Origin of the sequence: Fodinibius sediminis, from assembly GCF_900182555.1 — a bacterium.
Taxonomy (GTDB): domain Bacteria; phylum Bacteroidota; class Rhodothermia; order Balneolales; family Balneolaceae; genus Fodinibius; species Fodinibius sediminis.
Window position 1 is genome coordinate 17,119 of the sequence record NZ_FXTH01000019.1, and the last position, 12,884, is coordinate 30,002.

Sequence of the window (12,884 nt, forward strand, 5' to 3'; positions counted from 1 at the left end):
ATCAACGCTGATAAAGACCTGGCGCCAGCCCCTCGTCAAACAGAAATTCTTCCGGTGGGTTTTGTAACCCTCATTAAGAAAGAAGAATCCTCCGGCCTAACGAAAGGTGAGAGGCCCGTTTCGTCGTGGCGATCGGGAGCGATAAAAATCATTTCCTGTATGACGACCAGCGGGAGGAGTTAAATGATTTTAGCGACGGGAGCCGCGGCGGGGCGCCGAAGCTTTCTCAGCCGGTGAGTTTTTTTGGTTCCTTTTTTGCTCATTCAAAAAAGGAACAACTCATTCCACGCCTCACCAGCTAAGGCCGGCTGTTGGGGGAATTTGTACTGTAACCTTATGCTGGCGGACCCACAATCTGGCATCCAGCATCCCATATTAATCCCCTGCCTGTAAAGCCCAAATAGGAGAATGGACACCTAAATACGTACGGTATATCAATCTCCCTAAATCCCTCTTCTCCAAGAGTTCCTCCTTGGAGAAGGAGGACAGGAGGATTGATCCTAATTTATTTCAGGAGATTCTCTCCTTTAACATTAGAAGTGATATTGGATGGAATATGGCAATCATTCCTTCATACCTCTCCAATTAGTCATCTCGAGCCCTGGCGAGAGATCTTCTATTCTCAAGGCTAATTGCTCGAATTGTAGAAGGCTTTCTTTCCAAGGCCCGAAAATGATCTTAATATAACATGCATATGGCCATATGTAGAATGCATCAATTGATGCATTACCCGTTGCCTCTTCCTAAAATCTAAATTAATTCTTTTTATATAGCACCTTTTGAGTGGTCAAAGGCGATGGAATGTATCAGAAGTCTATTTTATTTCAGGAGATCTTTATAAAATTAATTCCACCTTTAGGCGAGAAGAACAAACGACTACAGTTCGCTAATAAATTTCCAGTTGCCCCCTCCTATAGTATTAACCAATTTTTTTACATACCACTTTTGGATGGCCAAAAGTGGAGCAAAAACCACCGGCAAAGCAGCCTCGGCGTCCGGGATCGCTCGCTGCGGAAATAAATGAAGATGTTATTTTTCCTATAGTCCCAACATACTTCTTGCTCTGGATCACTCACTGCCTTTACCCCCGCTTTCCCCATTTATTTCTTCTTCGCAGCTCCCGCTCCCTTTTCACACCTCACCAGCCAAGGCCGGCTGTTTGGGGGGAACTTTGGTCCAATGTTTATTCTTTAATCTGCTATGTACATCCTGCAAAAGCTCCCCTTCCATGAAAGCTTACCGTTCAATCTTTAACCAAAGCAAAGATTTTCCCAAGTGGGCTTTATCGTTTTTAATAAGGAGTAAACAGGGGTTTGGGGAAGAGCCGGGAAAACCTATTGAGCACAAGTACTCATGTGGAAGAGCTATTCCTGCCCGAAAAACTTTAACCATCACAATATCTTGCTCTTCCACAACACTTTTTTCGGCCCAGCTTGCTGGCCCCGGCTTGTACGGGGTTTGGTGACAAAAAATGGACAGCAAATAAGTTACCTGTTGCCTTCTCTTCGGATATAAGTTAATTCTTTTCTAAGTGGCACCTTTTGAGTGGTCAAAAGGTGCGTAAAAACCACCGGCGAAACAGCTTCGGCGTCCGGGATCGCTCGCTGCGGAAATAAATGTAGATGTTGGTTTTTCTGCAGCTTCAACCCACTTGTTGCTCTGGCCCGCTAACCGCCTTTACCACCACTTTCCCCATTTATTTCTTCTTCGCAGCTCCCTCTCCCTTTCCACGCCTCACCAGCTAAGGCCGGCTGTTTGGGGAAGCTTTTGATCCAATGGTTATTTTTAAACCATTTAATGTGCAACCTATGATAGTAAGAAATAATCAGGGGTTTGGGGAAGAGCCGGGAAACATTATTTAGTTCAACTACTAAAGTGGAAGAGCAATCCCTGAGGGAAAGGTTTTAGCCATCACAACATCTTGCTCTTCCCCAACGCTTTTTTCGCTCCAGCTTGCTGGCCCCGGCTTGTACGGGGTTTAGCGATAAAAAATGGACAAGAATAAAGCATTATTTCAAAATAAGGCAACAGGAACCTCACCCTATCCCTATACCGCGACCTTCTCTTTTTCTTCCGTCTCCTGATCCGACAGGTTGTAGATCTTGGATTCGGGTTCATTGGTAAGGGTGCTCAGGGGATCAATTTTTTCCTGATCGAATTGCACGCCCCACTTATAGCTGTACCAGCGCTGCCACTTGTAGCCGAAAATTTTAGTGAACAGCTTCCGCTTGATGCCGTTGGTGGGATAGATAATCAAACAGGTGGCTACAACCGTACCCAGCTGGGCATTGACATCCATGCCGGTCTGTGAAAGCAGGAAGGTCAGCGTTACCAGGAAGATGCTTGTCAGATAAAGGGCTATGGACGCTGACTTATGCGTGAACCCCATGCGAAGGAATTCATGATGGACATGGTCCTGCCCGGGCATAAATATGGACTTGCCGCGGCGGCATCGTTTGACCACCACCCGCAGCGTATCAAAGAGCGGAAAGGCCAGGATGGCCACCGTCAGCACCGGGGTGGCATTCCCGAATAATTGGGAAAAGGCTGCAGACCCACCCTGACGCAGGAAAGCAATGGCCTCTACGGAAAGCAGAAAACCGAGAATCATGGAACCGGTATCGCCCATGAAGATCGAAGCGGGACTGAAATTGTATTTCAGGAATCCCAGCAAGGCCCCGGCCAGGCAGAACGAAAATATAGCCATCGGCCACTGTCCGGCATAAAAGAAGCCGATGCCGAAAAACAGGGAGGCAATGGTCCCGATGCCGCCAGCCAAACCGTCGATACCATCAATAAGGTTTACGGCATTGATCACCACGATGACGGTGAAGAGCGTAACCGGCAGCCCCACCCACAGCGAAATATCAGCCAAACCAAATACACCATGAAAATCGGTGATCAGGATATTGCTTCCATACATGACCAGCCCAATGGCCGATATTTGTCCCGCCAGCTTAAACTCGGCAGAGAGGGTAATCAAATCATCCTTCAGGCCTATAAAAAAGAGGATAAGCAGGGCCGCCACCAGGTAGGAAAAGCCGGTAAAGTTATCGGACCAGGGGCTCACGGAAAAGCTCAGCAAAAAAGCCAAAAAGATAGCAATACCTCCCAGCGTGGGGATGGATTCCGAATGGATCTTGCGATTATAATCGGGATGATCAAAAAGATTTCGGCGTTTGGCCGCCCCGATAATCACGGGTATTGAAAAAAATGAAATCAGGTAGGCAAATGCGATAATCCCTCCCGCCACTATCCTGTCTTGTAACAAAAATTCCATAAATACCCGATTATTTACTCCATAATACGCCTCATCTCGCCATTGGTGGGGTCAAGATAACATATTTAGATTTATGTTACAATTTTAACATGGGTGCGTCCCAATGCCCCTTTTTTTTGTACTCCCATGTGCGCTAAAAAGTTCCGGTTTTTTGCTCTTCTTTCTTCGGGATAGCACTATTTTCTATCTTTTTGGGGAATAACTAGATGGTATCAGATAGCTCATAAATTTCCTGGGCCCTTTCTTCTAATGTAAGCTAATTCCTTTTTATATAGCACCTTTTGAGTGGTCAAAAGGTGCGTAAAAACCACCGGCGATACTGCTTCGGCGCACGGGATCGCTCGCTGCGGAAATAAATGAAGATGTTGTTTTTCTGTAACTTCAACCCACCTCTTGCTCTGGCCCGCTGACCGCCTTTACCACCACTTTCCCCATTTATTTCTTCTTCGCAGCTCCCGCTCCCTTTTCACACCTCACCAGCTGAGGCCGGCTGTTTAGGGGAAGTTGGATTCAACACATTTTGTTCTCAAGACAGAATGCCCGCACAGTAGAAGATTTCTCACTCCAGGGTGTTTTGTTCAAAATGAGGAGGATGCTGGATTGAGGCAGGTAGCCTTATAAAGGATTACTGTTCCTTTACTTACTCCATTCAGTCATCTCGAGCCCTGGCGAGAGATCTTCTATTCTCAAGGCTAACTGCTCGAATTGTAAAAGGCTTTTTTCCAAGGCCCGAAAATGACCTTAATATAACATGCATGTGGTCGTATGTAGAATGCATCAGTTGATACATTACCTGTTGCCTCTTCCTAAAATCTAAATTAATTCCTTTTTATATAGCACCTTTTGAGTGGTCAAAAGGTGCGTAAAAACCACCGGCGAAACTGCTTCGGCGCACGGGATCGTTCGCTGCGGAAATAAATGAAGATGTTGTTTTTTCTGTAACTTCAATCTGTAAGCTTCCCCATTTATTTCGTTATCGCAGCTCCCGCTCCCTTTCCACGCCTCACCAGCTAAGGCCGGCTGTTTGGGGAAGCTCTGATCCAAAGTTTATTCTTTCATCTTCTATATACAGCCTACAATAGCTCCTCTTCGATGAACGCTTACTGTTCAATCTTTAACCAAAACAAAGATTTTCCCAAGTGGGCTTTATCGTTTTTAATAAGGAGTATCAGGGGTTTGGGGAAGAGCCGGGAAAAACTATTGAGCCTAAATACTGATGTGGAAGAGCAATCCCTGACCGAAAAGTTTTAGCCATCACAACATCTTGCTCTTCCCCAACACTTTTTTCGTCTATTTTTTGGTGACAAAAAATGGACTATAAAACCTTTTGGGGCTACACATCAACAACATATAGTTAAATGATTTTAGCGACGGGAGCCGCGGCGGGGCGCCGAAGCTTTCTCAGCCGGTGAGTTTTTTTGGTTCCTTTTTTGCTCATTCAAAAAAGGAACAACTATTTCCACGCCTCACCAGCCAAGGCCGGCTGTTTGGGGGAAATTAGATTCACAACATTTTGTTCTCAAGATAAAATGCCCGCACAGTAGAAGATTTCTCGCTCCACTGCATTTCGGAGGATTGATCTTCTATCCTTATCTAAATCTTAATAGCTTGAATATTTAACTATTGTTATGACCTTTGGGATAGCCTCATTACGTATTGCCAGACTTAAGACGTTGAAGGTAACACGTTAACCTTCATGCTTTTCCTTTATCGCTTGTACGATCCGACGGGCGGTATTTCCATCCCAATACAACGGCTTCGGCAAGTCTTCATGACCGGCTACCCCGTTTTGTAAATGCTTATTGATATGATCCAAAATCATTTCGGGGTCCGTACCCACCAAGGTATTGGTCCCTTCAGTTATGGTAATGGGACGTTCGGTGTTCGGGCGGGCGGTCAGGCAGGAGACCCCCAGGGCTGTGGTTTCCTCCTGCATGCCGCCGGAGTCGGTAAGCACCAGGCGGGCATTATTCATCAGCTTCACGTTGTCGAGGTAGCCGACCGGCTCCAGCAGGTGCAGCTGCTCAATCTGTTCCAGCCGCTTCCAGAGGCCGAACTGCTCGGCCCTGTTTTTCGAACGCGGGTGCACCGGCCAGATCATCGGGACCCTGGCGGCCGTCTGCTCCAGAATCTCCACGAAATGCTGAAGGGTCTCCTGCTGGTCCACATTTGACGGGCGGTGGAGAGTCACCAGGATATAGTCCTGCTCGTCAATGCCCAGATCTGCCAATATAGTCGACTCATGGGACCGCTCCCGCATGCTGAAAAGCGTATCGATCATGATGTTGCCCACAAACCGGACCTTCTCCTCGGCAACCCCCTCTTTCATGAGGTTCATATTGCCGTCGATGGAGGGCGTAAGCAGCAGGTCGGCGATGCTGTCGGTGAGCACCCGGTTGATCTCCTCGGGCATCCCGCGGTCGTAGCTGCGCAGGCCCGCTTCCACGTGGGCCACCTTGATGCCCAGCTTGTTGGCCACGATTGTGCAAGCCATGGTTGGATTCACATCCCCCACGACCACCACCCAGTCGGGCTGCTCGGCCTCGAGCACTTGTTCAAAAGCGGTCATTACCTTGGCCGTCTGCTCTGCATGACTGCCGCTGCCCACCCCCAGGTGATGGTCTGGGGCCGGAATGCCCAGCTCATCAAAGAAGATCTTCGACATCTCGTAGTCGTAGTGCTGGCCGGTATGCAGCAGCTGCGCTTCAATCTCCGGGTGATTGTTATACTCCTCGAGTAACGGCGCCACTTTCATAAAATTCGGCCGGGCACTGGCCACGTTGATGATTTTCATTATTTATCGTAATTATCTACAATTTGTTTGTTAAAAGCATATAGGCAAATGTCATAAGGCTGGTCTGCCTAAATATTCTTTTGGGTTCCTTGAATAATCGGTAGGACCACTCTAAACCCATTTTTCGCATAAGCTTGGGTGCACGTTCTTTCTCACCAGAATAAATGTCAAAGCTCCCTCCCAACCCCATATATAATGCTTTATGCTTTTGTTGCATTCGTTGCATTAAAAATTCCTGTTTAGGACTTCCCATAGCTACAAAAACCACATCCGGCTTTTTTTCTACAATATCTTTTATGACTTTTTTTTCCTGGCCAGTATTCATGTATCCATTTCGATAGTTTATGATCTGTATACCTGGAAAATCTTCTTCCAAATTAGCAACAGTTGTTTCTATCACATGCTGCTTAGATCCTATCAGATAAAATGTTTTCTTTTTGTAGAAACGCTTAATAACATCCAGCCAAAATTCAGAACCTGGTATTTTTTCTGTGTCATAGTTCTTTCGGGTTAATGCTAAAACTGGCCCTATTCCATCAGGATACCCAATATTCTGATTGACCAATTTTCTCAGCTGAGGATCCTGTTTCACCAATTTTTCAGCATTAAGGGCAACGAGGATATTTTTTGAATTTCCTTTATTCAAATAGTCAAGAAACTGATCCCGATTCTCAAAAGGATAAATTTTATAATTATTCAGGTACGTTGTCTGAAGTTTCATCTATTCATTGAATCACTAATTAATTGAAACTTTAAATATACCAAAAAAATTTATCGTACTTCTATATTTAACACTTCATTTTTTATAAAGTTTCTAACAAAGTGAGAGAAAATTAACAGCTGATAATACATATTATATAGAAGGTCATTATAATCTAACAAATTATATAAGGTTATTTAATGCCTTTAATTTATTGTGCGGCAGTAATTTTACCCTCTTCTAAAAGATTTGAAAACGTTCTGAATTTGTGAACAGAGCTCGCCTGCTCTATGAATTTTCTTAGCTCAGCCAGAGAATACTCAGACAATGCTTTGGGATGACCAATCACAACAAAAAAACCATCCGAATTATCTCTTTGCTTATTCCTGAATATTCTTTGCAAAAGAGACGCTTTATAGCCATCCATACTTGCTACTGAATAGGATGGGAACAGCAGTTTCTTAATTATCCATGTCTTTGATGCAGCCAGAGGCACGCCATCTCCTAATGTATTATGCTTCCTTTTTTTTGTGATTTTTGTAAATGCAAGCTTCCAAAAAAAAGCAGGAGAAACTTTATAAGAAGAGATAGGTATTTCCAAAAAAGAGCCCTCAGAATCTATTGCAAGTGGATCCGTCTCAAAATTCCACGTGCTTTCTTGAGGGGCATTCCTAAAATCAAAGTAATGGGTCTTTGTTTCATTGTATCCCCCTTTAAAGACCGTACTATCCAACCATATGTTATTCTTCCGGAGGGCTTTCCCAATCTTGTCAAATGGCTGGATGCACCACCCACCTGCTCGATAGGCAAATACCTCATTTTTAATTGCGAACTTCTTCAGATAATTTGCGTAGCCGGTAACAATTTCATTCACTTTTTTTTGAGGCCAGTCATCCAAACGATATCTCTGGGCATTAATATGCCATTTTCCCTCCCGGTACATACTGTCTTCCCAATGAGGGTGGATATGAAGCTGAATATCATGGCCTTCCTGCGATAGCGATTCAATCTGACTTTTGACCATCATATAGTCTTCTTCCAGTTTACTATGATCCTCTTTAAAATATTCCAGCCTTTTTACAAACCCTACATCAACAAAAAACACGGCTTTTACCCCGAAGCAGTCTAACACTGCAAGTAATTTGTTTGTAGCTTCTATTATTGATTCTGACACTGTTCCCGTTTGCTCACCAAAATAAAGTTCATAGTCGAGGGTAAGAACTATTTCCATTTGAACTATTTTTTAAGGATTTCATATTTATTAATGAGCATCAGAGGAAGTGTGAAGAAATAATAGCACACTTTTTGAACTGTTGTCATATTTTCAAGCCAGTCCCTGTCTTTTTGCAAAATGACCTCTTTGGATTTCTTAAGCCTGTTCCCTCCTACGATATGCGGAATTTCGAAGGGCTGTTTATTTCTTATTTTTATAATTGAATCAGATAAATCCAAATCCAGGAAATCTCCTATCCGGTCTAATGTAGCCACTGGATTATCTACAATATCTTCATACCGTACTTTTATTATTTGTTCTCCGGGAAGTGCAAAGTAAAGGATCTGGGCCCAAAAATTTATAAGTATATAGTATATCAAGGTTCGAAAAGGAGGGCTCTGCGTTTGGACTTTTTTTTGAAATGACCGAATTACCCCTCTTACATCCCGAACTAAATAGATTCCTTTAACATCATTTCCATAGATTCTACGCAGAGCCAGAAATCGACCAATATACTTTGCAGAATCCAGCAAATATTGGTGGTTGTCAACATTCCGTATTGAATTAATAAGATACTCCTGAGCTTCCTGATATTTTTTAAACGTATCTCCTTTTTTCAGACCCAAGATATGATGCGGTATTACCGTGTGATATTCCATTCCGTCACATAAGCTTGCAATTTCTCCCGGCTTATCTTTGATTCCGTTTGAAAGAGCATTCAGAACCCGGCTCCAATATTCACACTGGCTCAGTCTTAACCCACAAGAACAAAAATCATCATTATCCACATAAGAAAAAAAGTGATGCAATTCACCCACATGCCGTATATTGGCATTATCATTTAAAACTGTTGCAAGTATTGTAGATCCGCTCCTACCGGCCCCAAGAATATAAAGTATTTTACTACTTTTCATTGCGATAGCTAATAACTTTCGCCGGATTACCTCCTACGATGGCATAGTCCGGTACATCCTTTGTGACAACAGCTCCTGCCGCTATAATTACGTGATTACCCACTTCAACTCCGGCAAGAATAATCACATTGGCCCCTATCCATACATCATCACCCACTTTGGTCCGGTACTGTTTTTTCCCCTGATATTGGATAGGAGTATCTAATTGGCTGTATTGATGATTGCGAGAATAAATTTTAATGTCGGGTCCCATGATTACATTGGAACCGATCGAACAGTGCGACTGAATCATGCATCGCGTACCAAGTTCAGAATCGTGACCTACTTCCGATTTCGGGGAAATTTCTGATCCACTCTTGACGCGTAGATTTACCCCACATTTCTTTAAATAATTGGTAACCAGAAAACGTCGTATTGCTGGAAAAAAAAGAGCATATGGGCGATAATCTTCAGCCGTATTTTTAAAGAAAAGGAGATATACTGCAAAGTATAGTTTCCGCCAAAAACTCATCTGCCTACTCTTTCATACATTTTTTTTAATGTTTTTCCTACACTGTCGATACTGTATTTCTGTGCCTCTTTCATAGCATTTCTGCTCATTAGCTTCCAAACATCTGATTCCATTTCCAGTGCTTTTACAATTATTTTCGCTAATTCAGAAGTCGTTGTTTGCTTGCAAACATATCCATTATAGCCATCAGTTACCTGATGTTTCAGTTGCTTTAAGTTTGAAATAATGCCTGGTGTTCCACAATACATTGCCTCCGCAAGAGAAAGGCCAAACCCTTCACTTCTTGAAGGAAAGATAAAAAACTTGCTTCGGTTATAATATTCATTGATCTCATCCTGGGTAAGATCATCTTGTACTGACAGGTTTCTTTCCCTTCTTAACTCACCGATCTCGTCTTGAAAATGGCCACTACCAATAAACACAATCTTCATCTTATCATGATTTACCATTTTAAATGCCTCTATAAGTTTATCCGTCCCCTTCACTTTGTAAAATGATCCTACATATAAAAAATCAATATCTCGTTCATCATATGGTTTGTGGAGTGAATAAATCGCATCCGTATTAATGCCCGCACACAAAAAGTAATTCACTTCCCTATGCAATTTATTGTTTACACTTTCTTCCATAGATCTTCCAACACAGATAATTTCATCAACACACGATATTAATTTTCTATACAGGCGTATCAACAACTTGTTTTCCAAATTATTAATATCACTTCCGTGCATTGTTAAAAATACCTTCGCCGAAGGATGAAAAATTTTGTATACAAAAGGCAGTATTATAAGTGGGGACAAGAAATGAAGATGTAAAATATCATAATGCTTCCTGACTTGTTTTAAGAAGCGTAGGTAACACATTATGTATTTTTTTATAGATCCTAAAAGACCCGTAAAGGATCTTTTAAGAGCAAAAACCTGAATGATAAAATCCGAATTATGTTGAAGCCATTCTACTTGGTTTTTAACAAAGATCCCAGCATACTTTTTTTCTTCTGATGGATAGGCATTAGTAATAACTAAAACTTTCAAAGGAGGCATCAATGATGAGAAGTATTTAAATACTTTTATTTATTTTTCCACTTAGGGATTTCTTCATTCCTGCGGTATACTAAGAACAAACAATAGATAGCTGATGTTATACCGTTAAACACTCCCGGACTAAAGATGGATGCAATAAGAATATAGATTGTTAACATCTTAACCTGAAGTGAAACCTGATACTCATCATCAAGCATTTTAAAAAAGTACTTAAGAAAAAGACAGTAGATTAAAATCCCTATAAAACCAAATTCCGCGAGAAATGATGCAAAGCCAGAATCAAATATTCCAAATGCATCTTCACCACTAAGGTACTTAGTCGATGCAAGATCAGTGGCTTCATATACGGACATAGTATTAATTACAGATAAATTAGAACCAAATGTCGCTGCAGAAACACCAAAAGGGAAATGTGTTATAAATAAACTTACTCCGTGGAAAAACATTAAACCACGTATATAACTGCTCTCACTATTTGAGAAGTTCGATAAGTTACTTGTTGTCAAGCCAATAATATTGGTATTTGTCCCAATGATAACTCCGAGAATAACAAAAGCCAATCCAAATTGAATAACATATTTTTTTTGGTTTCTGAATATCCCATACTTGTACAGATAATAAATTAATGGAATCGTCATAAAAATAGGTTTCCTTACACCAACGAAGATTAAAACCAATAGCAAAGCTAATGAAAAAAATTTGAGTATTTTTTTTACATTTGCTATCAGCCATTCATGGTTTGACCTATAATCACGACTTCCAATGAATACTATAACCAACATGATAAGAAAATCACCAAGATTCCCGGGCCCATTAAATATTCCTATAAGCTGAAGCAATCCATATCGATAATTTTCTCTGACACCCAAAATTTCATTCCAACTTGAACGAAATATAATGTTTAAGATCACACAAAATAAGACAAAATAAATTTGAACTTTTATGATCTTAGACAGGCTTATCAATTTACGATCAATAGGATTAAACAGCCTTAAGATGATTACCATTAATATAAAGGGCTTTAATACTATTGCCGTCTGTGCAAACATATAGGAAAAAGAAGCAGAATAGGGCGACCATAAGAATAAAAAAACAGAATAGGCAAAGAATAATAGTATTACAATATAGGCCTTGCGAGATTTACCAAATACAATGCCATCCCTGACTGAATAGAATACTAACAAAAGAAAAGAGAATAACAGTAAAACCTCATCTAATACCGTACCACCACCAAATAACACCGTTTCATTGATGATAAGCACCAATATAAAGACATAGGAATAAATTAATATTCTGGATGACATATAGTTACTTTACTACTCATATTAGTGTATGGATAAACCATTTATGGTAACCTTGCCATTATTGGATTCTCATATAATTTCTACCGAAGTTTCTTTCTTTTTAGGTACAAATGAAAAAAAGGAAATAACCATCATGAACTGATTAAAAATCTCTGTAACAAATAACCTAACTCCTCCCTCCTTTCTTATCTTATAGATAGTCAAAATAAATAGTGTACCAATAGTACCATATAATAGATTCAAATTTTGAAAAAGAAAAAATAGGCATATACCTGTCAAAAAGGCCAAAACAGGGTAATATTCATAAAGCATTAATCTTAATGTTATTTTTGAACACAAGTTTTTTCTAAATAAAAGCCCCCTGTATATACCTGCTCGAAATGGTATGTTCATCAGGTTTGATTTCGCTCTATATCCCCGTGTATCATGTGAACAACTAAATGAATTAGAAACGATCATTTCATAGCCTAACTCATAGGCCCGAATAAAAAAATCATAATCCTGCCCCTTCTTAAATCGATTATCCATACCACCGATTTTCTCATAAGCTGCTTTTTTCATAATGAATGCCCCTCCCGAAAGATGTTTGGGATAGTCTCTTTTATAAGATTTAACAACTCTTCCGTCTCTTATAATGTTTTCTTTCATCTCAGCTCTTACAATAGAATTCTCATCTTCTAAATATTGCTGTATTTGATGCATATTAATTTTGTTTAAAACCATGTCCCCGTCTAAAAATATCAGGGAACCAAATCGCGCATGTTGGGCCCCAATATTTCTCGCAACAGCAGCATTAAAAAAATTTGTTATCCTAATGATTTTATCTATCCCTTCCTGCCTGGCAATTTCAATACTGTTATCATCTGAATCTGAGTCAATATATATAACTTCAAAAGATGATACTTCTTCTTTTGTTTGAATACTTTGAACTGATCTCAAACATCTTAAAAGATGCTCAGCTTCATTTCTTCCAATAACAATAATTGATAAATCCATCAGGATAATTCTTTAACGTCCAAACTCATTTAAAAAAGGTTAATGATATAAATGCGCCATAATAAAGATTAATATTGAGAGTCACTAAAATAACCCTTTCTAGGATAACGTCTATTTATAAGGTCCACA

General features: G+C 40.8%; 10 protein-coding genes. 1 reads left to right on the plus strand and 9 read right to left on the minus strand.

Features of this window, described 5'->3' with window-relative positions; translation table 11 throughout:
* Window positions 1-125: 125 nt before the first annotated feature.
* Window positions 126-302 carry a hypothetical protein gene (locus FN808_RS19010; RefSeq protein ID WP_185958463.1) on the plus strand — a complete coding sequence of 59 codons (177 nt, stop codon included), beginning with the start codon at window positions 126-128 and terminating at the stop codon, window positions 300-302.
* A 1,745-nt stretch (window positions 303-2,047) separates the two neighbouring features.
* Here the strand turns inward: FN808_RS19010 and FN808_RS16605 are convergent.
* The 9 genes from FN808_RS16605 to FN808_RS16645 form a co-directional block, all read right to left on the minus strand.
* Window positions 2,048-3,280 (minus strand): MraY family glycosyltransferase, encoded by a 1,233-nt coding sequence (locus FN808_RS16605; protein WP_142715743.1) that lies wholly within the window; start codon window positions 3,278-3,280, stop codon window positions 2,048-2,050.
* Between the two features lie 1,687 nt (window positions 3,281-4,967).
* Window positions 4,968-6,074: a non-hydrolyzing UDP-N-acetylglucosamine 2-epimerase gene (wecB, locus tag FN808_RS16610; protein WP_142715744.1), complete on the minus strand. Its 1,107-nt coding sequence runs from the start codon at window positions 6,072-6,074 to the stop codon at window positions 4,968-4,970.
* A gap of 16 nt (window positions 6,075-6,090) precedes the next feature.
* On the minus strand, window positions 6,091-6,795 hold the full coding sequence (locus tag FN808_RS16615) for a WecB/TagA/CpsF family glycosyltransferase (RefSeq protein ID WP_142715745.1): 705 nt from the start codon (window positions 6,793-6,795) through the stop codon (window positions 6,091-6,093).
* Window positions 6,796-6,985: 190 nt separating this feature from the next.
* A complete protein-coding gene (locus tag FN808_RS16620; RefSeq protein WP_142715746.1) occupies window positions 6,986-8,005 on the minus strand; it encodes a polysaccharide deacetylase family protein in 1,020 nt (339 codons plus the stop codon).
* Between the two features lie 5 nt (window positions 8,006-8,010).
* On the minus strand, window positions 8,011-8,901 hold the full coding sequence (locus tag FN808_RS16625) for a sulfotransferase family protein (protein ID WP_142715747.1): 891 nt from the start codon (window positions 8,899-8,901) through the stop codon (window positions 8,011-8,013).
* Window positions 8,891-9,412, minus strand: a complete 522-nt coding sequence (locus FN808_RS16630) for an acyltransferase (protein ID WP_142715748.1) — start codon at window positions 9,410-9,412, stop codon at window positions 8,891-8,893. Before FN808_RS16630 ends, FN808_RS16625 begins: the two co-directional genes overlap by 11 nt.
* Window positions 9,409-10,455, minus strand: coding sequence for a glycosyltransferase family 4 protein (locus tag FN808_RS16635; protein ID WP_142715749.1), 1,047 nt, complete (start codon window positions 10,453-10,455; stop codon window positions 9,409-9,411). Before FN808_RS16635 ends, FN808_RS16630 begins: the two co-directional genes overlap by 4 nt.
* Window positions 10,456-10,481: 26 nt before the next feature.
* Window positions 10,482-11,759: an O-antigen polymerase gene (locus tag FN808_RS16640; protein ID WP_142715750.1), complete on the minus strand. Its 1,278-nt coding sequence runs from the start codon at window positions 11,757-11,759 to the stop codon at window positions 10,482-10,484.
* Window positions 11,760-11,828: 69 nt separating this feature from the next.
* Window positions 11,829-12,755, minus strand: coding sequence for a glycosyltransferase family 2 protein (locus FN808_RS16645; RefSeq protein WP_142715751.1), 927 nt, complete (start codon window positions 12,753-12,755; stop codon window positions 11,829-11,831).
* Between the last annotated feature and the right edge of the window lie 129 nt (window positions 12,756-12,884).

Coding starts and splice junctions, on each gene's coding strand:
- FN808_RS16605 (WP_142715743.1), bottom strand. CDS start 3,280: ATGGAATTTTTGTTACAAGACAGGATAGTGGCGGGAGGGATTATCGCA.
- wecB (WP_142715744.1), bottom strand. CDS start 6,074: ATGAAAATCATCAACGTGGCCAGTGCCCGGCCGAATTTTATGAAAGTG.
- FN808_RS16615 (WP_142715745.1), bottom strand. CDS start 6,795: ATGAAACTTCAGACAACGTACCTGAATAATTATAAAATTTATCCTTTT.
- FN808_RS16620 (WP_142715746.1), bottom strand. CDS start 8,005: ATGGAAATAGTTCTTACCCTCGACTATGAACTTTATTTTGGTGAGCAA.
- FN808_RS16625 (WP_142715747.1), bottom strand. CDS start 8,901: ATGAAAAGTAGTAAAATACTTTATATTCTTGGGGCCGGTAGGAGCGGA.
- FN808_RS16630 (WP_142715748.1), bottom strand. CDS start 9,412: ATGAGTTTTTGGCGGAAACTATACTTTGCAGTATATCTCCTTTTCTTT.
- FN808_RS16635 (WP_142715749.1), bottom strand. CDS start 10,455: ATGCCTCCTTTGAAAGTTTTAGTTATTACTAATGCCTATCCATCAGAA.
- FN808_RS16640 (WP_142715750.1), bottom strand. CDS start 11,759: ATGTCATCCAGAATATTAATTTATTCCTATGTCTTTATATTGGTGCTT.
- FN808_RS16645 (WP_142715751.1), bottom strand. CDS start 12,755: ATGGATTTATCAATTATTGTTATTGGAAGAAATGAAGCTGAGCATCTT.